At 58.2% G+C, this 23,056-nt stretch carries 21 protein-coding genes; 15 read left to right on the top strand and 6 right to left on the bottom strand.

Annotated elements, in window-relative coordinates; translation table 11 throughout:
* Positions 1-181: 181 nt before the first annotated feature.
* Positions 182-1,084: a LysR substrate-binding domain-containing protein gene (locus GOW31_RS07250; RefSeq protein WP_171168979.1), complete on the bottom strand. Its 903-nt coding sequence runs from the start codon at positions 1,082-1,084 to the stop codon at positions 182-184.
* 172 nt (positions 1,085-1,256) lie between these two features.
* Between GOW31_RS07250 and ugpB the strand changes: the two genes are divergently transcribed.
* The 7 genes from ugpB to rpsD all read left to right on the top strand — a co-directional run bounded on the left by ugpB (position 1,257) and on the right by rpsD (position 8,130).
* Entirely contained in the window at positions 1,257-2,567 is a 1,311-nt protein-coding gene (gene ugpB, locus GOW31_RS07245; protein WP_171168977.1) for a sn-glycerol-3-phosphate ABC transporter substrate-binding protein UgpB, read from the top strand.
* A 61-nt stretch (positions 2,568-2,628) separates the two neighbouring features.
* The gene (gene ugpA, locus GOW31_RS07240) at positions 2,629-3,510 is read left to right on the top strand and encodes a sn-glycerol-3-phosphate ABC transporter permease UgpA (RefSeq protein WP_152459032.1); all 882 of its coding nucleotides are present in this window, start codon (positions 2,629-2,631) and stop codon (positions 3,508-3,510) included.
* Positions 3,511-3,530: 20 nt separating this feature from the next.
* Positions 3,531-4,367 carry a sn-glycerol-3-phosphate ABC transporter permease UgpE gene (gene ugpE, locus GOW31_RS07235; protein WP_152459916.1) on the top strand — a complete coding sequence of 279 codons (837 nt, stop codon included), beginning with the start codon at positions 3,531-3,533 and terminating at the stop codon, positions 4,365-4,367.
* Between the two features lie 3 nt (positions 4,368-4,370).
* The gene (locus tag GOW31_RS07230) at positions 4,371-5,426 is read left to right on the top strand and encodes a sn-glycerol-3-phosphate import ATP-binding protein UgpC (RefSeq protein WP_171168976.1); all 1,056 of its coding nucleotides are present in this window, start codon (positions 4,371-4,373) and stop codon (positions 5,424-5,426) included.
* Entirely contained in the window at positions 5,426-6,361 is a 936-nt protein-coding gene (locus GOW31_RS07225; protein WP_254441655.1) for a glycerophosphodiester phosphodiesterase family protein, read from the top strand. The genes GOW31_RS07230 and GOW31_RS07225 overlap by 1 nt, the downstream gene beginning before the upstream one ends.
* 371 nt (positions 6,362-6,732) lie before the next feature.
* Entirely contained in the window at positions 6,733-7,269 is a 537-nt protein-coding gene (locus GOW31_RS07220) for a hypothetical protein (RefSeq protein ID WP_171168973.1), read from the top strand.
* Between the two features lie 240 nt (positions 7,270-7,509).
* On the top strand, positions 7,510-8,130 hold the full coding sequence (rpsD, locus tag GOW31_RS07215; protein WP_152459028.1) for a 30S ribosomal protein S4: 621 nt from the start codon (positions 7,510-7,512) through the stop codon (positions 8,128-8,130).
* Positions 8,131-8,276: 146 nt separating this feature from the next.
* On the opposite strand, the gene GOW31_RS07210 is transcribed toward rpsD, so the two are convergent.
* Positions 8,277-8,738 (bottom strand): Lrp/AsnC family transcriptional regulator, encoded by a 462-nt coding sequence (locus tag GOW31_RS07210; RefSeq protein ID WP_171168971.1) that lies wholly within the window; start codon positions 8,736-8,738, stop codon positions 8,277-8,279.
* Between the two features lie 102 nt (positions 8,739-8,840).
* Here GOW31_RS07210 and GOW31_RS07205 point away from each other — a divergent pair, with 102 nt between their 5' ends.
* The 4 genes from GOW31_RS07205 (at position 8,841) to GOW31_RS07190 (ending at position 13,153) form a co-directional block, all read left to right on the top strand.
* A complete protein-coding gene (locus GOW31_RS07205) occupies positions 8,841-10,256 on the top strand; it encodes an aminotransferase class V-fold PLP-dependent enzyme (RefSeq protein ID WP_171168970.1) in 1,416 nt (471 codons plus the stop codon).
* 64 nt (positions 10,257-10,320) lie between these two features.
* A complete protein-coding gene (hisC, locus tag GOW31_RS07200) occupies positions 10,321-11,406 on the top strand; it encodes a histidinol-phosphate transaminase (protein WP_171168968.1) in 1,086 nt (361 codons plus the stop codon).
* Positions 11,403-12,323 carry a prephenate/arogenate dehydrogenase family protein gene (locus GOW31_RS07195; protein ID WP_171168966.1) on the top strand — a complete coding sequence of 307 codons (921 nt, stop codon included), beginning with the start codon at positions 11,403-11,405 and terminating at the stop codon, positions 12,321-12,323. The genes hisC and GOW31_RS07195 overlap by 4 nt, the downstream gene beginning before the upstream one ends.
* On the top strand, positions 12,320-13,153 hold the full coding sequence (locus tag GOW31_RS07190) for an extensin family protein (RefSeq protein WP_171168963.1): 834 nt from the start codon (positions 12,320-12,322) through the stop codon (positions 13,151-13,153). The genes GOW31_RS07195 and GOW31_RS07190 overlap by 4 nt, the downstream gene beginning before the upstream one ends.
* Here GOW31_RS07190 and GOW31_RS07185 read toward each other — a convergent pair.
* A complete protein-coding gene (locus GOW31_RS07185; protein ID WP_171168961.1) occupies positions 13,150-14,148 on the bottom strand; it encodes a DUF2125 domain-containing protein in 999 nt (332 codons plus the stop codon). The two genes, GOW31_RS07190 and GOW31_RS07185, sit on opposite strands and share 4 nt — an antisense overlap.
* Positions 14,149-14,214: 66 nt before the next feature.
* Between GOW31_RS07185 and GOW31_RS07180 the strand changes: the two genes are divergently transcribed.
* The 3 genes from GOW31_RS07180 to GOW31_RS07170 all read left to right on the top strand — a co-directional run bounded on the left by GOW31_RS07180 (position 14,215) and on the right by GOW31_RS07170 (position 17,739).
* A complete protein-coding gene (locus tag GOW31_RS07180) occupies positions 14,215-14,745 on the top strand; it encodes a gamma-glutamylcyclotransferase (RefSeq protein WP_152459021.1) in 531 nt (176 codons plus the stop codon).
* Between the two features lie 69 nt (positions 14,746-14,814).
* Positions 14,815-15,993, top strand: coding sequence for a biopolymer transporter ExbB (locus tag GOW31_RS07175; protein ID WP_171168959.1), 1,179 nt, complete (start codon positions 14,815-14,817; stop codon positions 15,991-15,993).
* Between the two features lie 3 nt (positions 15,994-15,996).
* Positions 15,997-17,739, top strand: coding sequence for a peptidoglycan -binding protein (locus tag GOW31_RS07170; RefSeq protein ID WP_171168957.1), 1,743 nt, complete (start codon positions 15,997-15,999; stop codon positions 17,737-17,739).
* 50 nt (positions 17,740-17,789) lie between these two features.
* On the opposite strand, the gene GOW31_RS21980 is transcribed toward GOW31_RS07170, so the two are convergent.
* The 3 genes from GOW31_RS21980 to gloB all read right to left on the bottom strand — a co-directional run bounded on the left by GOW31_RS21980 (position 17,790) and on the right by gloB (position 22,082).
* On the bottom strand, positions 17,790-18,677 hold the full coding sequence (locus GOW31_RS21980; RefSeq protein ID WP_171168954.1) for a YHYH protein: 888 nt from the start codon (positions 18,675-18,677) through the stop codon (positions 17,790-17,792).
* 138 nt (positions 18,678-18,815) lie between these two features.
* Positions 18,816-21,140 (bottom strand): ATP-dependent Clp protease ATP-binding subunit ClpA, encoded by a 2,325-nt coding sequence (clpA, locus tag GOW31_RS07160; protein ID WP_171168952.1) that lies wholly within the window; start codon positions 21,138-21,140, stop codon positions 18,816-18,818.
* Positions 21,141-21,314: 174 nt separating this feature from the next.
* Positions 21,315-22,082 carry a hydroxyacylglutathione hydrolase gene (gene gloB, locus GOW31_RS07155; RefSeq protein WP_171168950.1) on the bottom strand — a complete coding sequence of 256 codons (768 nt, stop codon included), beginning with the start codon at positions 22,080-22,082 and terminating at the stop codon, positions 21,315-21,317.
* 61 nt (positions 22,083-22,143) lie between these two features.
* On the opposite strand from gloB, the gene GOW31_RS07150 reads away from it, so the two are divergent.
* Complete coding sequence (locus GOW31_RS07150) at positions 22,144-22,878, top strand: class I SAM-dependent methyltransferase (protein ID WP_152459015.1); 735 nt, start codon at positions 22,144-22,146, stop codon at positions 22,876-22,878.
* The last annotated feature ends 178 nt before the right edge of the window (positions 22,879-23,056 follow it).

Genomic DNA, 23,056 nt, shown 5'->3' with positions numbered 1-23,056 from the left:
GGCGTTGCAGCAGGCTGCTGCGGCGCCGTGCCAACATCAGCCGGGTCCCGGTGGCAGTGCAGGGAGTTTCGCTGTAGACCCCGCTGAGCACGAGCAGATCACATGCGACTTTCCACCGGGACACCGGTCTTGTTGTCGGATCAGTTCCTGCGGTGTCACAAGAACATGGTCGAATGCGGGGCTACCCGACCTTGAAAGGGCTCAGGCTTTCCTGAAACTGTTCGATGAATTCCAGCGTTACCAATGACGGTTGCTTCAGAATTGGACGCACCAACGAAAGGGTATGCGTCAAAGACGGCTTGAACGGCCGATAACTCAATCCCCTCGACGTGTATTGGACAGCATCCAGCTCGCTAACGACCGAGACACCGACACCTTCCAGCGCCAATTCACATGCTGCCGTGAACTGCCTGACCTCGATATGCGAGTTCAATTCGACATTGGCATGTTGAAACACTTTCGAAAGCCGCCCGAAAAAATCGCTGTCGCGTCGGGTGTGGATGATTTTGCTGTGCGCGAGATCCGCCGGAGTAATTTCGGAAAGGCCTTCCAACTCGTGCCCGGTGGGGAACACGCACACCGTGCGAACGTCGATGTCCCTGCTTTCTACCGCCGGATGACCGTGAAAGCTGTCAGTGATTCCGAAATCATACTGCTCGCCGATCATCCATTCCAGAATGCGTTCAGGTCTGTCTGGTTCGATCGTCAGGGTGACACCGGGCCGATCCTTCAGGAAACCGGCGACGACTTTGGGCAAATGGCTGGTGGCAAATCCCGGCAGGCAAGCGACACGGATGTGCCCTGCTTTGCGTTGTGTGATATCCTGACTGACATCCGAAATTTGTCTCATCAATTCGAGAACGCGCTCGACGCTGGGCAAGAGATAGCGAACCTCCTGCGTTGGTACTAATCGGCCTTCCCGACGGTCAAAAAGCTGAAACCCGAGCGACTTTTCAAGATCGGACAGCAATCTGCTGACAGCCGGTTGGGTCACGCCCAGATCAGACGCAGCGGCCGTGACAGACCCATTGGTGGTCACGGCCATCAGGGCCTCCAACTGCCGAACTCTCAGAATTTGACTCATTGCTGATCCCGATCTGCTGCGCCATTTCATAACACTATGTTATTTTTTCACCAAGTAGATAGGCCTTGAATTATATTTTTGTGACGTTAACGTCGTGAAATCGTCATGTGTGCCGTTTACGCGTTGCGGTCGGTATTCAACGAAGCATCAACCCTGATGCATGGGAGGAATCATGAAAAAGAATCTGCTTGGCGCTCTTGCCATCACCACGGCCTTGTCCCCCTTGGCGGCAATGGCGCAAACCGAAGTCCAGTTCTGGCATGCCTTCACCGGTCGCCTTGGGGAACTTGTCAAAGGACAGGTTGAAGAATTCAACGCCAGTCAGGATGAGTTCGTCGTGGTCGAAAGCCACAAGGGCAACTACTCGGAAACCCTGAATGCCGGGATTGCTGCATTCCGGGCCGGTGAGCAGCCGCATATCCTGATGGTGTTCGAAGTCGGCACGGCGACAATGATGTCAGCCAAAGGGGCGATCAAGCCGGTCTATGAAGTGATGGCCGAAAGCGGCGCGTCTTTTGATCCCGACGCGTATATTGGCGCCGTCAAAGGCTACTACACAACCACTGACGGAGAGATGCTGTCGCTTCCCTTCAATTCCTCGACGCCGGTCCTGTGGGTCAACCGCGATGCCATGCAAGCGGCGGGCGTTGATCCGGACACGGATCTGTCCACTTGGGAAAAAGTCGGCGAAGTCCTTGAACAGCTGAAGGCGGGTGGCGAGGATTGCCCGCTGGTGACGGCATGGCAAAGCTGGATTCACCTTGAAAACCTGTCAGCCTATCACGACGTTCCCTTTGCCTCACGTGACAACGGATTTGCCGGTCTGGATACCGAGCTGATGCTGAACGGTCCGGTGCAGGTTGCACATCTGACCGCAATGGGTGACTGGGCCAAGGACGGCAAGTTCATCTATACCGGTCGCAGAAACGAAGGCGGTGCGAACTTCCGGTCAGGCGAGTGCGCATTGTTCACCGAAAGTTCGGCCGGATACGCCGGCATCAAGGCCGAGGCCGAGTTCGACTTTGACGTGCGTCCGCTGCCCTATTGGGAATCCGTCACCAGTGAACCGCAAAACACCATCATCGGTGGCGCGTCTCTTTGGGTAATGGCGGGTCATGAGCCCGAAGAATACCGGGGCGTCGGCGAGTTCCTGAGCTTCCTGTCATCACCTGACGTACAAGCGGCCTGGCACCAGAATACCGGTTATCTTCCAATCACCACAGAGGCGGGTGAGGTTACGCGTGCCGCTGGTTTCTATGACGAAAACCCGGGCACCGACGTCGCAGTGATCCAGATGACCGCGAAAGAGCCGACCGCAAATTCGAAAGGCTTGCGCCTGGGATCGTTCGACCAGATTCGCGGCATCATCGACGAAGAGCTCGAGGCGATCTGGTCCGGTGAGAAAACGGCTCAGGAAGCGATGGACAGCGCGAAGGAACGCGGTGATGCGTTGCTGCGCCGGTTCGAATCCGCCAATCAATAAGTCGTAACGTCATGCGGGCCTTTTCAGGGCCCGCATTTTCTTTCTTCGGTGGGTTTTCAGGATGGAAAAACGCGTCACCTTTCGCGGCTGGCTGCTGCCATTGGCGTTGATCGCACCTCAGGTCATCATTTCCGCTGTTTTCTTTTTCTACCCCGCCGGTCAGGCCATATGGCAGTCGCTGTTCATACCTGACCCGTTCGGGCTGTCGTCCCAGTTCGTGGGGCTCGGCAACTTTGAATTCCTGCTGAGTGACAAGTTTTATCGCGCCTCTTTCGTGACAACGGCGGTGTTTTCCACGCTGGTCACGTTGTGCTCGATGATCCCTGCCTTGTTTCTTGCGGTCATTGCGGATCGATTGATCAAAGGGTCCGGGGTCTATCGGACTTTGCTGATCTGGCCCTACGCTGTTGCCCCGGCGGTTGCGGGCGTTCTGTGGCTGTTCATGTTCAACACGCGCGTCGGCGTCGTGTCGTGGTACCTCGGCCAGCTTGGGTATGACTGGAACCACGTTCTGAACGGCACCGAAGCCATGGGGCTGGTGGTCGTTGCCTCTGCCTGGGGGCGCATAAGCTATAACTTCCTGTTCTTTTTCGCTGCCCTGCAATCCGTTCCAAGATCCGTGATCGAGGCGGCGGCGATTGACGGCGCGCATTTCTGGCGCCGGTTCTTCACGATCGTGCTGCCGTTGCTGTCGCCGACGGCGTTCTTCTTGCTGGTGGTGAACGTTGTTTATGCCTTTTTCGAAACCTTTGGTGTGATCCACACAATCACCGGTGGCGGGCCGCAACAGTCGACCACAATCCTTGTCTACAAGGTTTTCTCGGATGGGTTTGTGGGGCAGGACCTCGGCTCGTCTTCGGCGCAATCGGTCATCTTGCTGATCGTCGTGGGCCTGTTGACGGTCATCCAGTTCAAATACGTGGAAAAGAGGGTGCATTACTGATGGCAGCCCAACAACACGGAATGGTCGAAAAACGCGGCGCGGGCATCTGGTTGTCCCATGCTTTGATGATCCTCGGTGTCCTGATCATATTCTTCCCGATATGGCTTGCCTTCGTGGCTTCGACCGTGACCCAGGCCGAGATCGTCTCACCGCCGATGCCAGTCGTGCCCGGCGATCAGTTCTGGGTGAACTACAAGGCGGCGCTTTTCTCGGGGGTAAATGTGCCCGTGGCCACGATGCTGTTCAACAGTCTGGTGATGGCAATCGGAATTGCAGTCGGCAAAATCATCATCTCTCTGCTGTCGGCTTTCGCGATCGTCTATTTCCGCTTTCCCGGACGAACGACGTTCTTCTGGCTGATCTTCCTGACCCTGATGCTGCCGGTCGAAGTCCGCATCGTTCCGACGTTCGAAGTTGTCGCCGGGTTCGGTATGCTCAACAGCTATTACGGGCTGATCTTTCCCCTGATCGCCTCGGCAACGGCAACCTTCCTGTTCCGTCAGTTCTTTCTGACCATACCCGATGAGCTTGCCGAGGCAGCCCGGGTCGACGGCGCGCGACCGATGCGGTTTTTCATCGATATCGTCGTCCCCATGAGCCGGACCAACATCGCCGCACTGTTCGTGATCCTGTTCATCTATGGGTGGAACCAATATCTTTGGCCGCTGCTGATCACGACCGATCCCGAAATGAATACCATCGTGATGGGTATCAAGCAGATGTTCCCGTCCGGTGACGACTTTGCGCATTGGCCGACGATCATGGCGACGTCCATTCTGGCCATGATCCCGCCGGTCATCGTGGTGGTGTCGATGCAAAAGCTCTTTGTCCGTGGCCTTGTCGATAGCGAGAAGTAAGAAATGGCAACAGTTACTCTAGAGAATGTCAAAAAGAGCTTTGGCCCGACGGATGTGATCCACGGCGTTGACGTCGATATCGCCGATGGAGAGTTCATCGTGATCGTCGGCCCGTCAGGCTGCGGCAAGTCCACATTGTTGCGGATGGTGGCGGGGCTGGAAACGGTCACGTCCGGGGAGATCCGGATCGGCGGTGAACGCGCCAATGACAAAGAGCCCATGGATCGCGACATCGCCATGGTGTTCCAGAACTACGCGCTCTACCCACATATGTCAGTGCGTCAGAACATGGGGTATGGCCTGAAGATCGCGAGGCTGCCCAAGGCTCAGATCGATCAAAAGGTGACCCAGGCGGCTAAGCTGTTGCAGCTTGAACCTTTGCTGGATCGCAAGCCCAGGCAGTTGTCCGGCGGTCAGCGCCAGAGGGTCGCGATGGGCCGGGCCATTGTCCGCGAGCCCGCCGTTTTCCTGTTTGACGAGCCGCTCTCGAACCTCGATGCCAAGCTTCGTGTTCAGATGCGTCTGGAAATACGCGAACTTCAGGAAAAACTTGGGATCACGTCACTTTACGTCACGCATGACCAGGTCGAAGCAATGACGATGGCGGACAGGATGATCGTGATGAACGGCGGCATCGCCGAACAGATCGGCACGCCGCTCGAGGTCTATGAAACTCCACAAACGCTGTTTGCCGCGCAATTCATCGGCAGCCCGGCAATGAACATATTCGAAGCACGGCGCGAAAACGGGGCGGTCAAGATCGGAGAAATCGAAGTCGGCCCCTCTGGGGGTCCGGACTGCGCCGTGAAGCTTGGCATAAGACCAGAGCATCTGTTGTCGGATGACAATGGCCCGCTTGAAGCCGCGATTCAGATGGCTGAACCGCTTGGGGCCAACACGTTGCTGCACGGTCACCTGTCGGGCTCTGAAAGCGCGATCACGGCAAGCCTTCCCGGTGTTCACCCGATCGAAGGACGCCATCCGATTATGCGGTTCTCGGTGGCACCGGAGAACATGCATTTGTTTGACCACGCAACAGGCAAAAGGCTGGAAGGCTGATGGCGTTTCAACGGGTTGAGGCCTTTCGCGGCGGGGAGAACCTGATCCGGGTCGTGGGGCATCGTGGGGCACGGGGCGTGTTACCTGAAAACAGCTTGATCGGCTTCGACTTTTCACTTTCCATTGGCGTCCCGCTTCTTGAATTTGACGTTGTCCTGACAGCCGATGATGTGCCGGTCATTACGCACAATCATCGCCTGCATTCGGCCAGTTTCCGCGATGGCAATGGCCTGTTTCTGACCGGGGAAGAGCCGAAAGTATCCTCGCTGACTTACGAACAGATCCGACAATTTGATATCGGGCGTCTGGACGGCCATTCCGCCTATGGTCAACGCTTCCCGGATCAGGCGCAAATAGACGATGTTCGTGTTCCAAGGCTGTTGGATCTGCTCGATCTGGTCGATGACCCGAAATACGGTGATGCCCATCTGATGCTCGAGCTGAAGTCGGACCCCGACCTGGCCCATGATGCGCTGTACCGAGAGAACTTTGTCCGCAGAGTACTTGGGGATGTTCGCGGCAAAGGGTTATCTTCGCGCGCGGTGCTTCACAGTTTTGATTGGAACCTGTTGGCGGAGTGTCAGAGGCAAGCTCCGGATATGCCTTCATCCTACCTGACGCAACTTCCGGACAATGCCGACGATGTTGGCGAGGATTCCTCAAAGTCCGTTTGCCCAGACTTTCGTGGCCGTCGCGACGAAATTCCAAACTTGGTAAAGCAGGCTGGCGGTTCGCTTTGGTGCCCGTACTTTGCGGATGTAACGCCCGAAAACGTCACGCGCGCAAAAGAGCTGGGCCTGTGCGTCGTCGTGTGGACAGTCAACGAACATGAAGATATCGGCAGGATGATCGATCTGGGCGTAGACGCAATCGTATCCGACTATCCCGGGCGGGTTCAAAGACAATTGTCGGAGTCAGGCTTCCGTTGGCAATAGCGTACCGGTGATCCCGGCAACCCGAGGGTGACATGGATGAATTTCCTGCGCCATTTGAAAATTGGCTCAAACAAAGGCCCTTCAGCCCGTTGACGCTCAGGACCCGTGTGTTTTTGCGGCCTGATTTGATGAGAGCCTTATCTCAGGAAACCGTTCTTGGGCGCGCGGCTGACGGAAATCCGGAACACTGCCCCCATTGCTCTGAGCGTTGTACCCGCAGTTGTCGGAACCGCGTTCCACACGTTCTCCGATGAATTGGAATTGAAATCTGGCATCGGTTTCGGCCATCGCTGACCACAACCGTCATCGACGGGCCGTCACCCCTGACGGATGGCGCCAAATATTGAGTCACATTAACAACAATCTTGTGATTGCTGCAGTTCTGTCTCTTTTCCGCCGGAATTTGTGCTGATAAGGATAAAATTAAGTGTTGGGGTGTTGTAAGTGCGAGTGGGCAGATGAGAGCCGGAACAAACGGTCAAATAGCTATTTCCTGGTGTCAGACGGAAATTGACGGGCTTGAAGACGCTCCTCTTTCTTGTTTGGCGATCGGATCGGCATGGTCATGGCGTGGTCAAGCAATCGTCATGAGCGAGGCTGCCGAACAAAGCATCGGAAAAATAGGAAATGTCGGGGGCGTTGCCAGCCAGGTGAACAGCCACTTTCCAATTGTCCGTGACATTCCAGGCAATGTGGTCGGAACCCTTACCCTTACCAATGGTGCGCAGAAGTTCTCTGCCAAGCTTGTTGCCGATGGCAACGATACGTCGCGGGCTCTCGTGTTCGAAGGCGCTTGCCCGCCACGGGACGAAGAGTTCTGGATTGTCGAAGTGACCGAGCTTGCGATGATCCCAAACCCCGCCGCGAAAAGCAGCGCGACGGTAGTTTCTTTCCCGACCTCAAACTAAGTTTTCAAGGTGCCGCCAGACGGTTTCGGCGCGCTGCCGGGTTCGCTGGCTGTCTGCCCTGATCGTTTTTCTGAACTTTGCGGAATGCTGTGTTGACTCCGCCAGCATTGCGGATATAAGCGCGGCTTCATTGGTGTTGGTGGCCCCCGCAAGGGGATGCCTGTCATGGGGGAGACCTCAAGAGGACAACGCCCTTCATAGTGGCCCGTCAGGGCTTCGACCTAACGAAGGAGATCAGCCGTGACCAAACGCACGTCTGCCAAGTACAAAATCGACCGCCGGATGGGCGAAAACATCTGGGGTCGTCCGAAATCCCCGGTCAACCGTCGCGAATACGGCCCCGGCCAGCATGGCCAGCGCCGCAAGGGCAAACTGTCTGACTTCGGTCTGCAGCTGCGGGCCAAGCAGAAGCTGAAAGGCTACTATGGCGACCTGACCGAGAAGCAGTTCCGCCGCATCTACGCCGAAGCCGAGCGTGTGAAGGGCGACACCGGTGAAAACCTGATCGGCCTGCTGGAGCGCCGCCTGGACGCTGTGGTCTATCGCGCCAAGTTTGTCGCAACTGTTTTTGCCGCACGCCAGTTCGTGAACCACGGCCACGTCAAAGTGAACGGCAAGCGTGTCAACATCCCATCCTACCGAGTCAAAGAAGGTGACGTGATCGAGGTGCGTGACAAATCCAAACAACTGGCAGTTGTCTTGGAAGCCGTTGCGCTGGCCGAGCGTGACGTTCCTGACTACATCGACGCTGACCACTCGAAAATGACCGCGACGTTCGTGCGCGCGCCGGGCCTCAGCGATGTGCCGTACCCGGTCGTCATGGAACCGAACCTGGTCGTCGAATTCTACGCGAAGAACTGATCTTCGCCGCAATCGAATTCTGAAAGGCCGCGCTTTTGGCGCGGTCTTTTTTTATGGTTTGCCCATAGCGAAGCCGTCATCGCGACATTGCCCGCGACTCCTTAGGGTGTTTTTGGGCAAATGTTTTTGGGCAAATGAAGTGCGTGTCAGATCGGCAGGGGCCTGCCTTCGGCGATCGCTTCCATCGCGAAATACGAGGTCACGCTGTCCAGCTCGACCTTTTCGATCAATCGTTGATAGACCTTGTCATATGACGACATGTCCTGCGTTACGACTTTCAGCTGATAGTCGTAGTCCCCTCCGATCCGATGAAAATCCACCACTTCCGGGATTGTCAGAACATGGCTCCGAAACGCCTGAAGCCACTGGGCGGAGTGGTGTCGGGTGCGGAGCATGACGAAGACCACAAGGCTCAACCCCAGTTCTTCTCGTGCGATGCGGGCCGTGGATCCGATCAGCACACCGTTTTCGTTCAGGGCCTTCAAGCGCCGCCAGCAGGCATTCTGGGACAGGCCAACCCGATCCGCCAATTCCCGCTGTGACAGGGTGGCGTCCTTTTGCAGCTCTTTCAGAATGCGTGTATCAATTTGATCTAATTTTGATGTCATAACTGATCATATGACACAAATTTTTTAAAATCCACGCAAAGATATGTGAAGTTTCCTCGGGCCAGAAATATCACATTGGTATGGCAGTAAGGAGCCAATGTCATGACCCTGTCCAAATTTCGTGCGGAACTCTGTTCCACCGCTCACAATTCAAATCTGCGCGATGGGCTGATCGGCGAGAACGTTCTGATCCCGGGTCTGCTTGGAGACGTGCCGCTTGTCTATGCGGATTACGTCGCTTCGGGCCGCGCGTTGCGGCAGGTCGAGGATTTTGTGGCGCAGGACGTATTGCCGTTTTACGCAAACAGTCACACCGAGGCCTCCTACTGTGGGTCCTACATGACACGTCTGCGCCGCGAAGCGCGGGCGGAAATAGCCCGCATTGTTGGCGCGCGGGAAGAGGACGCGGTGATCTTTACCGGGTCCGGCGCCACTGCGGGGCTCAATCGGTTGGTCAGCCTGCTAGGGGTGGCAGAGGCTGACCAGCCGGTTGTCTTGATCGGCCCGTACGAGCATCACTCAAACATTCTGCCGTGGCGCGAAAGCAAGGCACGTGTCATCGAAATCCCCGAGGCCGAGGGCGGTGGTGTGGACCTGCATGCGCTTAAAGCCGCGCTGGAGGCCCATGTGGATGCCGATTTGGTGGTCGGATCCTTTTCTGCCGCGTCCAACGTAACGGGCATTGTCACCGATCCTGATCCGGTCACACGGATGCTCAAGGCGTATGGTGCCTTGGCCGTTTGGGACTATGCCGGTGGTGGGCCCTACCTGCCGATGGACATGGGGCCGGAAGGGGCCCGAAAGGATGCGATTGTGGTTTCGCCGCACAAGTTTCCCGGTGGCCCGGGCGCGTCAGGCGTTTTGGTTGTGAGCCAATCGGCCGTGAAACGGACGTGCCCCAGCTGGCCCGGCGGTGGAACCGTCAGTTTCGTGTCACCGTGGCGGCACGACTACAGCACCGATCTGTCAACCCGGGAAGAGGCCGGGACGCCCAACGTGATCGGAGACATTCGTGCGGCGCTGGCCTTCATCGTCAAGGATGTCGTCGGAACGGACGAAATCGCCCGGCGTGAGGCGCAGTACAATCAAATGGCTCTGCACGGCTGGAAGAACAACCCGAACCTGACCCTGCTTGGGGTCGAGAAAGCACACCGTCTGCCGATCTTTTCCTTCCTGGTGCGCGACACTGCGGGCCAGCCCGTGCATCAGCAGCTGTTCACGCGGATGCTCAGCGATATCTACGGCATTCAGGCGCGGGGCGGCTGTGCCTGTGCCGGACCCTACGCCCACCGCTTGCTGGGGATCGATCAGGCAACGTCAGAGGCGCTGCACGCTGCCTTGTCCGCCGGGGAAGAAATGAAAAAACCCGGCTGGGTGCGTCTGAATTTCTCATATCTGATGAGCGAAGAGACGGTTCAGTTCATCATCGACAGCGTCAATGACCTGTCGCACCGGACCGAAGAATTCACGCCTTACTACAACGCTGACCCGGCAACAGCGCGCTTCAAGGCCGCATGAGGGAATTGCCGCTTTTCTCAAACCTTTGAGACAGGTATGAGAGGCCCATTCAACGGAGCCTCTCATGACCAAGATCACCCCACAACCCGGCATTATGGACATCGCGCTGTATCAGGGCGGCCAGTCGCATGTGGCGGGAGTGGAGCATGTGATCAAGCTGAGCTCGAACGAGAACCCGTTTGGACCCAGTCCCAAGGCCATAGAGGCGGTGCGCGACAGCGCGGCCACTCTGCATCGTTATCCCAGCACCGACCACGCGAGCCTGCGCGCGGCCATCGGCGCACGCCATGGGCTGGACCCTGCGCGGATCATCTGCGGTGTCGGCAGCGACGAGGTATTGCAATTCGTCGCCCAGGCCTACGCGGGGCCGGGGGACGAGGTGATCTATACCGAGCACGGGTTTTCCATGTACCCGATCATCGCCCGCATGGCCGGCGCGACGCCGGTCATGGTGGCCGAACGTGACCGCAAGGTGGATGTGGATGCCATTCTCGCCGCGGTGACGGGGCAGACGCGGATCGTGTTTGTCACCAACCCCGGGAATCCAACTTCGACCATGATCCCGAACGACGAACTGGAACGTCTGGCGTTGGGTCTGCCCGACGCCTGCCTGATGGTTCTTGATGGCGCTTATGCGGAGTTTGTCGATGGGTTCGATGGCGGGGCGTCGCTGGTTGACGCCCATGAGAATGTAATCATGACGCGCACCTTCTCAAAGGTGTACGGGCTGGGCGGAATGCGTGTCGGATGGGGCTATGCGCACCGCCCGATCATCGACGTGCTGAACCGGGTGCGCCAGCCCTTCAACCTGTCAATGACCGCATTGGCGGCGGCTGAAGCTGCGGTAAACGATGTGGAATTCCTGACCTTCTGTCAGGCCGAAAACGCGCGACTTCGTGTGTGGCTGGCCGATCAATTGGCCAAGACAGGCGTGCCGTCGGACCCGTCCTGCACCAACTTCATCCTAGCGCGTTTCGCCGATCAGGCCGAGGCCGAGGCTTGCGATGACTACCTGAAAACGCAGGGTTTGATTGTCCGCCGGGTTGCAGGCTACAACCTGCCGAACGCCTTGCGGATCACTGTGGGCGACGAAGAAACCTGCCGCCGTGTGGTTGCGGCGATCACTGCATTCAAAGAGGGCGCAGCATGAGCCAGATTTACGACCGCGTTGCGCTGATCGGGCTGGGCCTGATTGCTTCGTCCATGTTCTGGGCGATGAAACGTGCAGGGCTGGCCGGGGAAGTGACGGGTTATGCCCGGTCTGAAAAGTCCCGTGAAACCGCGCGCAGGATCGGATTGTGTGACCGTGTTTGCGACACGGCACGCGAGGCGGCCGAAGGCGCCGATCTTGTCGTGCTCTGCGTGCCTGTGGGGGCTATGGGCGCAGTTGCAGAAGAAATTGCATCCGTGCTGAAACCCGGTGCCACCGTTTCGGATGTGGGTTCGGTCAAGCGGGGCGTCATTCGGGCGGTGCAACCGCATATCCCCGACGGTGTGCATTTCGTCCCCGCGCATCCTTTGGCAGGGACCGAGCATTCCGGCCCTGAATCCGGGTTTGCCGAACTCTTTGACAATCGCTGGTGCCTGTTGGTCCCGGTCGAGGGTTCGGACCCGGATGCCATTGCCCGCCTGCGCGCGCTTTGGGAGGGTATGGGGTCGAATGTCAATGAGATGGATGCGGATCATCACGATCTGGTCCTCGCCGTAACGTCCCATGCGCCGCACCTGATTGCCTACACGATGGTTGGCGTGGCCGACGATCTGCGACGGGTAACCGACAGCGAAGTCATCAAATATTCGGCCGCCGGCTTCCGCGACTTCACCCGGATTGCCGCGTCCGACCCGACCATGTGGCGGGATGTGTTCCTGTCCAACAAGGATGCGACGCTGGAAATCCTGGGCCGGTTCACCGAAGAGCTTTTTGCCCTGCAACGCGCCATACGCACCGGCGACGGCGATCATTTGTTTGACTACTTCACCCGCACCCGTGCTATTCGTCGCGGCATCATCGATGCCGGGCAGGATACGGATGCGCCGGACTTTGGGCGGGGAAAGGCAAGTTCATGAAACTGCGCTGGGGGCATATTCTGATCGGGGTCGTGGCTTTGAGCGCCGCGCCGGTTCAGGCCGCGCCCCTTGACCAGTCTTTGGTGCCCCTCATGCGCCCTTTGACTGTTCAGCAGGCTGTCAGCGCGCCTGCCCCTTCTGACACTGCCAACCTGCGTCCGGTTTCGCGTCCGGTTTCCCCGCAAGTCACCGCTGCGGCGGCGCGCCCGTCGGAACTGCCACTTCTGGGGCCGGACACGTCCTTGATGCCTTATTTGCGACCCGAGTCCGTCGAACAGCAGGTGTTGTTCAAAAGGCGCAAGCTGCGCAAAGGGTCTGTTTGCGGGGATATTGCCATTCAGGGCAAGCCTGTTGGCCGGGTGGGCAGCAAGAATTCAGCCTGTGGTGTCAAGGATGCGGTACAGATCACCTCGGTTTCGGGTGTGATGCTCAGCCGCCCCTCGACGATGGATTGCGGCACCGCCATTGCGTTGAACAAGTGGGTCGACAAGACCGTCAAACCCACCTTCAAACGCCGCGGACCCGTGGTCGAGTTGCAAATCGCCGCCCATTATGCCTGCCGAACCCGCAACAACCGTAAAGGCGCGCGGATATCCGAACATGGCAAGGGTCGTGCGATCGATATCTCAGGTTTCAAAATGGCTGACGGTGAGGTGGTGACCGTCCTGAACGGGTGGCGCAAGAACCCTTCTCAGAAACAGCTCAAGAAGATCTGGCGCGGGGCGTGCGGCCCGTTTGGCACCGTGCTGGGGCCGAATTCCGATCGCTATCACAAGGATCATTTCCACCTTGATACGGCCCGCTATCGCAGCGGACCCTACTGCCGTTAACGCAGGATCAGGCGCGGGGCAGGGCCCAAAGGCAGCGGCCCGAGCGCCACGAAACCATCGCGGAAATTCAGTTGCAGATCCAGCGCGTTGGGGTTTCCGCCCAGCCCTGCCAGAAAGTTCAGCCCTCGGGTGACGGGATCTACGGCCTGATCAGGAAGGGCTCCTGCCGCGTTTGCCATTGCGATCATATCCCGCCAGTTTTCGGCTTTGACGGCAATCTCTCCAGTCGGGATACCTTGGGCGTCCACATCCAGATCGCCTGTCGCGAACAGGCGCAGCTCACCCCATTTGATCTCGGCCAGACGCAGATCGATGGCCACGGGCTGCGGACGGCTGTCTTCGAGGGCGGACCGGCTCCAAACCTTGTCGAAAGTGGTGACCATATCCAGTTCCAGCGTCTCAAAGCTCTGCGGTAATGAACTTGCGGAATGCATCAGGGCCCGCAGTTTTTCCCCCGGTGTAAACCCATCCGTGCGGGCCGTGATGGAATAGGCTTCTGAAATTGGCGTTTGTTCCATGATCAGGCTCAGCGTGTCGCCCGAGGCCAGCTTGGTGGAGTTTTCCGTCACCGACCAGGCTCCGGCCGTCAAAGCCATTTTCTCCAGCACGAGCGAGACGCCGGGCTGCAATTGCAGCTCGGCAAGCAATTCGTCGGCCACAATTGTTGATGTCTGGTCGAAATATGACAGGCGTTGCGGTGTGTCCGCGAACCGCAATATCTGACGACCGGGCCAGATGGCGGGGCTTTTGAATTCGATCCAATCCGCGCTCCATGCCGTGCCGTTCACCGGATCCGCCAGCGCCGGATTGTTCAGACGGGTCATGTGGTGGGTCGGATAGCCCGCTGTCGCGACATTCGAGAAATCCGCTTGCCAGCCGCGCGCCTCCTGCTGTTCGAACCAGCCAGTGATCGCAGAGCGCAGGCCATATCCGGCCACGAACCAATAGGCGCTCCATGCCAGGGAAACAAAAATCAACACTCGTATCAGACGCATTCGAAAGGCCCTTTTTCCCGCCTTGGAATTGATGTTTATAGGCCGAAACAGGCAAGGACCAGTGCAATGACGATGTGGGTATTCGGATATGGATCACTGCTGTGGAATCCGGGCTTTCCGGTGGCACGCAGTGAACGCGCGACACTTCATGGTTATTCCCGGTCCTTCTGCATGAGCTCGATCCACCATCGCGGGACCGAAGAAAAACCCGGCCTGGTGCTGGCACTGGACGAACAGGAGAACGCAAGTTGCACCGGTTTGGCCCTTGCGGTCGAGGCGGGTCACGAAGACCGTACGCTGCACGAGCTGCGCGAGCGCGAGCTGATTTCCTCGGCCTATGTTGAACGTATGCTGGATGTGCACCTGGAAAACGGCGAAATCGTCAATGCCGTTACCTATGTGATCGATGCCGACCACGTCCAGTATTGCGGCGGGATGCCGTTGGAGGAACAGGCCCGGATCATCGCCCATGCGGTTGGCGGGCGCGGTCCGAATGACGAATATCTTTACAACACCGTAGAACATCTGGCCGAGATCGGGCTGCGTGACCATGATCTTGAGTGGTTGGCGCAACGGGTGCGCGACATCACCGCATAAACTCTTGGCGTCACGCGCGGAATCCCGCTAGATTCGACGCAAAGCAGGCAAATACCGGGAACCACGCGCATGGCGCAGGCACATCAGGGCGCGAGACCCCATTTCTCGCATCCAATTCGACAAATTCTGTTGATGTTGATGGCGATCGGCCTGTCCGGGCTGGGGGTGTTTCTGGCGCTTCCATACGTTTTGCCGGTTTTTTATGCCAATCCGTATCTGAATGGCTTCATCCTGATTGTGTTCTTTATCGGCGTCTTCGCCTGTTTTTATCAGGTTACGCAGCTGATCGGGTCCGTGCGCTGGATCGAGGCCTTTGTCGGTGGTGTTGTTCGCGAAGATGCGCGCACACCACAGTTGCTGGCGCCTTTGGCATCGCTGCTGCGCGAGCGAGGCGCGCGCTCACAGATCAGTTCCACCTCTACCCGGTCTATTCTGGATTCCGTGGCCGAGCGTGTCGAAGAAGAACGGGAAATCACGCGTTATATAACCAATGTTCTGATCTATTTGGGTCTGCTGGGTACGTTCTTTGGCCTGGCGACAACCGTTCCAGCCATTGTCGACACCATCCGCAGCCTGAACCCGCAGGAAGGCGAAGAGGGGCTGGCCGTCTTCAATCGCCTGATGACGGGGCTCGAGGCGCAGTTGCAAGGGATGGGTGTTGCGTTCGGGTCCTCTCTGCTGGGTTTGGCGGGATCGCTGATTGTTGGTCTGCTCGAAGTGTTTGCCGGGCACGGGCAGAACCGCTTTTATCGCGAGCTCGAAGAATGGTTGTCCTCGATCACCCGCGTCGGATTTGCCGGTGGTGAAGAAGGCGGGGCAGAGATCGCCGTACTGACACCTGTGCTGGATGCCATGTCCGAACAGATGGATGCGTTGCAGGATCTGTTTGCCGCTCAGGAAAGTGAGCGGGCTGAGGTTTCGGCCAAGCTGGGGCAACTGGTCGATGTGATTGCCGAGATGAACAATCGTCAGGCCAACACCGAAAGCGTCACTTCGGCTCTGGAGCGTGTCGCGCTGGGGCAGGATGCGTTGCTTGACCACATGCGCGAACACGGTGCAGGCGATGGAATCGACGCCGAAAGCCGGATGCGCCTGCGCTCGATGGACGTGCAGTTGCTACGCATTCTTGAAGAGATTTCGGCGGGTCGTCAGGAAAGCATGAACGAATTCCGCAAGGATATCGAACTGCTGGTCAAGGCCCTGACCCTGCCGCGAGGCGCGGTGCGCACCACGCCGGAAGGAGAGTAACCCATGGCGCTGTCTCGCCGCACCGGTCAACGCTTCCAGGGCTCGGTCTGGCCCGGATTCGTGGACGCGATGACCGGGCTGTTGATGGTGCTGACATTCGTTCTGACCATTTTCATGGTGATTCAGTTTGTTCTGCGCGAAACCATTTCGGGGCAGGAAGACGAACTGACGACGCTGGCAGACGAAGTTGCTGCGCTTGCGGGCGCGCTGGGTTTGGAAGAGCGTGAAAACAGCCGCTTGCAGGCAAGGCTGGGTGCGTTGAACACGACGCTGTCGCAGGCCGAAGACGATCTGGCGCAAGCGCAGTCGCTGATCGCCTCACTGACCACCGAACGCGACCGTCAGGCCGCCGCGCTGGATCAGGCGCAGACCCGTATCACGAATTTCGAAGCACAGGTTGCGGCGCTGCTTGCCGAGCAGGAGCAGGCTTTGGGCGACATCGCAGCGCTTGAGACTGAGCGCGAGCAATTGCTGACGGAACAAGAGGCGCTGAACCTTGCCCTTGCACAAAGTCGCGAGGAAATCGATGCGCAGACTGAAGCGGCCCGATTGGCAGCCGCCCGCCGCGAGGCGCTGGAAGCAATGGTTGCGGATCTGGAGCAAAGCGGCAAGGAACGCGCGGCGGAAATTGCCACCCTTGAACAGCAACTGAGCGATGAAGAAGCCGCCCGCCTGGTCGAAGCCGCTGCTGCCGAGGCATTGCGAAACCGTCTTCAGGATGCGGATGCCGAACTGACGGCCATGACGCTCGCGTTGGAGGCACAACGCAAAGAGGCCGAAGACACGCTGACTCTTCTGGCCGCCGCGCAAGCCGCGCGGGCTGAGCTTGAGCGACAATTCGGCGACGTGAATCCTGATGAATTGCGCGCCCAGCTTGAAGCCGCCCTGGAGGCGCAAACGCAAGCGCAGGCGGATGCTGATGAACAACGCACCTTGGCCGAACAAAGGCAGGCCTTGCTGGCTCTGGCCGAATCGACATTGTCAGAAGAGAAAGAAATCTCAGCCGAGGCCCAGCGTGAGGCGGCACTTCTCAACCAGCAGATTGCCGCCCTGCGCGGGCAGTTGGGGTCATTGCAGGCCCTGTTGGATGATTTCGAAGAGCGCAACGAGGCCGCCGAAATCCAAATCCAGACTTTGGGTCAGGACCTGAATGCCGCGCTGGCCCGTGCCGCTTCGGAAGAACGCCGCCGCCGCCTGCTGGAAGAAGCCGAACGCCTGCGTCTCGAGGCCGAGGCCGAAGCACTGGCCGGTCAGAATGAGGAACTGGCAGCGCAGGCGGAAGATCTGCAACGTTATCGTTCGGAATTTTTCGGACGTCTTCGGGATGTCCTTGGCGATCAGGAAGGCGTGCGGATTGAAGGCGACCGTTTTGTCTTTTCGTCCGAGGTTTTGTTTCCGACAGGATCAGCCGTGCTGTCCGCGGAAGGGCAGCAGGAGGTTGCGAAAGTTGCCAACATCCTGCGCAGTGTCGCCGCCGAAATTCCACCCGGTCTGAACTGGGTGATCCGGGTCGACGGCCACACCGACAACGTTCCGCTGGCCGGTTCAGGCCGATACCGGGACAACTGGGAACTCAGCCAGGGTCGCGCGTTGTCTGTCGTGCGCTATATGGTCGACGCGCTGGGCATCCCGCCCAATCGTCTGGCAGCAAACGGGTTTGGTGAATTCCAGCCGGTCAATCCGGCTGACACGCCCGAGGCGCGGGCACAGAACCGCCGGATCGAGCTGAAACTCACGGAAAGATAGCAAAACCCATGCCTCTTGCCTGGGTAATCTGCGTGATGGGGTCAAACCGATTACCGTCTGCCAAAGCGAAAGCTTTGATCCGGAGTGCCCATGAAACACCGGGGTACCACGGGGTAATCCTCGGTCAGAAAGTACGCATAGGTTCCTGAAGGGTATTCTGCTGAAACGGTGAAGGCGCCGTTGCATTGGTCCAAATTGCCGTGACCCTGAACAAAAACGTAGTCCTCGTTGAAGGTGCCGTCATGCCGCCCGCCCGGCGCAGCGCCACCCGGCCGGTTGCCGGGTTTCAGACGATAGGACGACGTCATTTCGGTCACTTTGCCCCCTACCACGCCAGTGACGGCATATATCGGGAAACCATCTGCGGCATAGCCGATCAAGGGTGAATGCTCGGACGGTGACCATCCCAGCAGCTTGACCAACCCTGTCGGTACACCGTGATAGTGATATTTTCCATTCGGCTGTACATGGGCAAAATTGGCGTCCAATCCCAAGGAAACAGCGCCACCCAAGGCATTGTAGGACCACCCGGATCCGGGGTCGCCATGCCAGAACTCGGCCGCCAGCGGGTCGAACACAACCCCGTTGAGTGACACGCCAAAGTTCCACCCCATTTGCAGCGGTGTGATTGCACCTTTGGCCGTTGGATTTGCAGGCAATTTCAACCTCACCTTCTGCTGTTCGATCTGGTGCGGGTTGCCTTGGTTTGGAAACCGGCCAACCAGATGATCAGGAATACCATTGCCCGTCATTTTTATTTTTCCGCCTTTTTCTTTCACCGAGGTGCTGCTTTTCCCGGGGTTTTCGGTTGCGGGCACCAACCTCAGCGGTTCTGCGGTCGTTTCGTCGTGATAGCGAAACCTGTGCTGTGCAGTTGCCACAGCGGCAACGGCGGATAGGGCAAAGACGGCGCCCCAGAGGATTGAAATTTTGCTCACGTGTCGATCCCTGTCTTGCGTTCATCATTGAAGATGACACGCAGCAGAAGTCTTTTTCCGTCGCACTTTATGCTGCCAGCAGAGAAAAAGCCCGGCGATGGGGATCGCCGGGCTTTGAAGGAGTTGTCTGTATTTTGGTCAGTCTGCCGTCAACAGAGGTGGTTTGTCTCCTGAAATGCGCCGTTGGTCCGGGCCAAGAATTTCAAGATCCAGTTCGCCTTTCTTGACCGAGACACGAACCACGCCGCCCTTGGCCAGCTTGCCGAACAACAGCTCTTCGGCCAGGGGTTTCTTAATGTGCTCCTGAATCACGCGACCCAGCGGGCGTGCACCCATCTTGTCGTCATATCCCTTGTCGGCCAGCCACTCGGCAGCTTTTGGGGTCAGGTCGATGGTCACGCCACGATCCAGCAGTTGTGCCTCAAGCTGTAGGACGAATTTCTCGACCACTTGCAAAATGACCTCTTTCGGCAGTGGTGCGAAGGAGATCACGGCATCCAGACGGTTGCGGAATTCCGGTGTGAACATGCGCTCGATCGCGGCCGTGTCTTCGCCTTCGCGCCGATCGCGACCGAAGCCGATGGCGGCTTTGGCCTGTTCCTGCGCGCCCGCGTTCGAGGTCATGATCAGCACCACGTTGCGGAAATTCACCGTGCGCCCGTTGTGATCGGTCAACTCGCCGTGGTCCATCACCTGCAACAGGATGTTGAACACGTCCGGGTGGGCCTTTTCGATTTCGTCCAGCAGCAATACGCAATGCGGATGCTGGTCGACACCGTCGGTCAGCAAACCACCCTGATCAAACCCGACATAGCCCGGAGGGGCACCGATCAGGCGGGAAACCGCATGTTTCTCCATGTATTCCGACATGTCGAAACGCAGCAGTTCCACGCCCAGGGTATCTGCCAGCTGTTTCGCCACCTCGGTCTTGCCAACCCCCGTCGGACCGGCAAACAGATAGTTGCCGATGGGTTTTTCAGGTTCGCGCAGACCGGCGCGGGCCAGTTTGATCGCACTGGACAGCGCCTCGATTGCCAGATCCTGACCAAACACCACCCGTTTCAGCGATGCTTCGAGGTCTTTCAGCACCAACGCATCATCCTTGGTGACGTTCTTGGGCGGAATACGCGCGATCTTGGCGACAACCGCCTCGATCTCTTTGACGCCAATGGTTTTGCGCCGCTTGCTTTCCGCGACCAGATGCTGCGCCGCGCCGGCCTCATCGATCACATCGATGGCCTTGTCGGGCAGCTTGCGGTCGTTGATGTAACGCGCCGACAGCTCGACCGCCGTCTTGATCGCATCGGCGGTGTATTTGATGTCATGATGCTCTTCGAAATAGGGCTTCAGCCCGCGCAAAATCTTTACGCTGTCTTCTACCGAAGGCTCGTTCACGTCGATCTTTTGGAACCGGCGGCTCAGCGCTCGGTCCTTTTCGAAGTGCTGACGGAACTCTTTGTAGGTGGTCGAGCCCATGGTGCGCAGTTTGCCGCCCTGAAGCGCAGGCTTCAGCAGGTTCGAGGCATCCATCGCACCGCCTGAGGTCGCTCCGGCACCGATCACGGTATGGATTTCGTCGATGAACAACACCGCGTCCGGGTGATCCTCCAGTTCGGTCACAACCGCTTTCAGACGTTCTTCGAAATCACCGCGATAGCGGGTTCCGGCCAACAGCGCGCCCATGTCCAACGAATAGATCGTGGTATTGGCCAGCACATCGGGGGCCTCGCCACCGACGATCTTGTGCGCAAGGCCTTCTGCGATGGCGGTCTTGCCCACACCCGGATCCCCCACCAGCAGCGGGTTGTTCTTGCGGCGGCGGCACAGCACCTGGATGCAGCGTTCCACCTCATCCGAGCGTCCGATCAGCGGATCGACATCGCCAGCTCGAGCCTTGGCGTTCAGATCCACGCAGTATTTTCCCAGCGCGCTTTCTTTCTGTTCGGCTTCGCCGGATGTGGTCTGGGCGTCTTCTTCCACCTGATCCGCACCGGATACCGAGCGGCTTTCGCCATAGGCAGGATCCTTGGCGACGCCATGCGCGATGAAATTGACCGCATCGTAACGGGTCATGTCCTGTTCTTGCAGGAAATAGGCGGCGTTGCTTTCGCGTTCGGCGAAAATGGCGACCAGAACGTTGGCGCCGGTCACTTCGGTCCGGCCCGAGCTTTGAACGTGGATCGCCGCGCGCTGAATGACGCGCTGGAACGCTGCGGTGGGTACGGCTTCGGATCCGTCGATATCCGTGACCAGATTCGAAAGATCCTCGTCGATGAACTCCACCAAAGTGCTGCGCAACTCGTCCAAATCGACACTGCACGCTTTCATGACGCGCACGGCATCGGGTTCTTCCAGAAGGGCCAGCAGCAAATGCTCCAGCGTTGCGAATTCATGGCGCCGTTCATTCGCAGCTGCCAGGGCCGCGTGGATGGCTTGTTCCAATGTGCTCGAGAATGAAGGCACGCGGGTGCTCCTCTGTCTTGGGTCAGAAGGGGGCGGTTTCTTGGCCGGAACCCCATCCCAACCATGTCCTCATAATACTAGAGTTTGGTTGATCGTGGCCCGGCTTCAAGGGTTTTCTTTCACTTGACAGTCACATTTGTTGTGACCGTGGCCCTGAAGAGGAGCAAATAGGCATCAGAACCGGTCTTTTCTAGCCCGAATTTCGGCAAAAACGGCCTCGGGGTCAGCGCCCACCATACCCAATTTCGTCTGAATCGCCGGATCGGCGGCCCTCAGGAACGGATTTGTGGCCTTTTCAAGGGCCAGAGTCGAAGGAACAGTGGCTTTTCCGGCCGCACGCGCGCGGTCGATATCCGCAATGCGATCTTTCAAGGCTTGGTTTTCGGGATCGACTGTAATCGCGAATTTGGCGTTGGATTGTGTATATTCGTGCCCTGAACAGACCAAAGTGTCGTCCGGCAGGGCGGCCAGCTTGTTCAAAGAGACCCACATTTGCGCGGGTGTGCCCTCGAACAGGCGCCCACAACCCAGCGCCATCAGGCTGTCGGCGGTGAACACGGCGGAACTCTGCGGCATGTAGAAAGCGATATGGCCATCCGTGTGCCCGGAAACGTCCAGAACCTGAACCGGTTCGCCGCCGATCTCGAAACTGTCCCCCTCGGTAACTTGCTGATCCAGCGGCGGCAGGCGATTTGCGTCAGCGGCGGCCCCGATGACTTTTGCCGGCTGTTTGGCCAAAATCCCCGACAGCCCGTCCACGTGATCCCAGTGATGATGGGTCAACAGCACATGCGACAGTGTCCACCCTCGGTCATCCAGCGCCTTCAGGACCGGTGCGGCCTCAGGCGCGTCGATCAGGGCGGTCTGGCCAGTGACGGCGTCATGCGCCAGAAAGGCGTAATTGTCGCTGAGGCACGGGATTGTAACGATTTCAAGAGGCATGGCCTTTTGCCCTTTCATTGCTAGACTACGCCCAGCTAAGCCGATTGACCGGATGTCCGCAATGCATCTTGATGTACAGGATCTGAGGAACTTCTATTACCGCAGCACATTGGGGCGTGCGGCGCAGGCGGCTATTCGCGGGCGTCTGATCGAACTTTGGCCCGAAGCAAAAGGCCAGACAGTGGCGGGATTCGGTTTTGCGGTGCCTTTGCTGCGCCCTTACCTGTCGGATGCGCGCCGGGTCATCGGGTTGATGCCGGGACCACAGGGCGTGATGCCATGGCCGGCAGGCATGCCCAACGTTTCGGTCCTGACCGAAGAAACCCTCTGGCCGATCGAGACCGGCCACGTGGACAAGCTTGTGGTGATGCATGGGCTGGAAACGTCGGAACGGCCAAACCAGTTGCTTGACGAATGCTGGCGCGTGCTGGGCCCCGGTGGCCGGGCCGTCTTCATCGTACCCAACCGGGCGGGCCTGTGGTCACGGTCGGACAAGACCCCGTTCGGGTTCGGACGTCCGTACTCTGCGACTCAGCTGGAAAACCAGCTCAAGGCGCATCACTTCCTGCCCGAGGTGCATTGCTCGGCCTTGTACATGCCTCCGTCATTCCGGCGTTTCTGGTTGAAATCCGGCAATCTGATCGAAAAGACCGGCCAGCGGATTCCGACGGTGATGGCGGGTGGGGTGCTGATGGTCGAAGTCAGCAAACATATCCGCCCGCCAAGCGGCAGCGTGACCAAGGATGCGGTCAAAAAGCCGATCAAGGCGCTTGACGGCTTGCTGAAGCCCGCCTGACAAACCCGGGCAATTCCATGTGAAAAACAGAGGAAAAAAAGTCACAGGAATCGCAAAAACCTGCATATTCGTAACATTTTTCAACTGGGCCAATGTGTTCAAACCGTCGCACTTGCCGTAAGTTAATGAAAAATAACAATTTGTGGATAATTCTGTTACCGCTATAGCGTATTGCTTG

The organism is Ruegeria sp. HKCCA0370 (assembly GCF_013033705.1).
Lineage (GTDB): Bacteria > Pseudomonadota > Alphaproteobacteria > Rhodobacterales > Rhodobacteraceae > Ruegeria.
The sequence above is the reverse complement of the archived record's forward strand: the minus strand, read 5'-3'. Positions and strand labels throughout refer to the sequence as shown.

Bases quoted from the DNA above. Each gene is read 5' to 3' on its own strand.
- GOW31_RS07175 (WP_171168959.1), top strand. From the start codon at position 14,815: ATGGCGCAGGCACATCAGGGCGCGAGACCCCATTTCTCGCATCCAATT.
- GOW31_RS07230 (WP_171168976.1), top strand. From the start codon at position 4,371: ATGGCAACAGTTACTCTAGAGAATGTCAAAAAGAGCTTTGGCCCGACG.
- GOW31_RS07150 (WP_152459015.1), top strand. From the start codon at position 22,144: ATGCATCTTGATGTACAGGATCTGAGGAACTTCTATTACCGCAGCACA.
- gloB (WP_171168950.1), bottom strand. From the start codon at position 22,082: ATGCCTCTTGAAATCGTTACAATCCCGTGCCTCAGCGACAATTACGCC.
- GOW31_RS07205 (WP_171168970.1), top strand. From the start codon at position 8,841: ATGACCCTGTCCAAATTTCGTGCGGAACTCTGTTCCACCGCTCACAAT.
- ugpA (WP_152459032.1), top strand. From the start codon at position 2,629: ATGGAAAAACGCGTCACCTTTCGCGGCTGGCTGCTGCCATTGGCGTTG.
- GOW31_RS07210 (WP_171168971.1), bottom strand. From the start codon at position 8,738: ATGACATCAAAATTAGATCAAATTGATACACGCATTCTGAAAGAGCTG.
- GOW31_RS07185 (WP_171168961.1), bottom strand. From the start codon at position 14,148: ATGCGTCTGATACGAGTGTTGATTTTTGTTTCCCTGGCATGGAGCGCC.
- hisC (WP_171168968.1), top strand. From the start codon at position 10,321: ATGACCAAGATCACCCCACAACCCGGCATTATGGACATCGCGCTGTAT.
- ugpB (WP_171168977.1), top strand. From the start codon at position 1,257: ATGAAAAAGAATCTGCTTGGCGCTCTTGCCATCACCACGGCCTTGTCC.
- GOW31_RS07250 (WP_171168979.1), bottom strand. From the start codon at position 1,084: ATGAGTCAAATTCTGAGAGTTCGGCAGTTGGAGGCCCTGATGGCCGTG.
- GOW31_RS07180 (WP_152459021.1), top strand. From the start codon at position 14,215: ATGACGATGTGGGTATTCGGATATGGATCACTGCTGTGGAATCCGGGC.
- GOW31_RS07170 (WP_171168957.1), top strand. From the start codon at position 15,997: ATGGCGCTGTCTCGCCGCACCGGTCAACGCTTCCAGGGCTCGGTCTGG.
- GOW31_RS07225 (WP_254441655.1), top strand. From the start codon at position 5,426: ATGGCGTTTCAACGGGTTGAGGCCTTTCGCGGCGGGGAGAACCTGATC.
- ugpE (WP_152459916.1), top strand. From the start codon at position 3,531: ATGGTCGAAAAACGCGGCGCGGGCATCTGGTTGTCCCATGCTTTGATG.
- GOW31_RS07195 (WP_171168966.1), top strand. From the start codon at position 11,403: ATGAGCCAGATTTACGACCGCGTTGCGCTGATCGGGCTGGGCCTGATT.
- GOW31_RS07190 (WP_171168963.1), top strand. From the start codon at position 12,320: ATGAAACTGCGCTGGGGGCATATTCTGATCGGGGTCGTGGCTTTGAGC.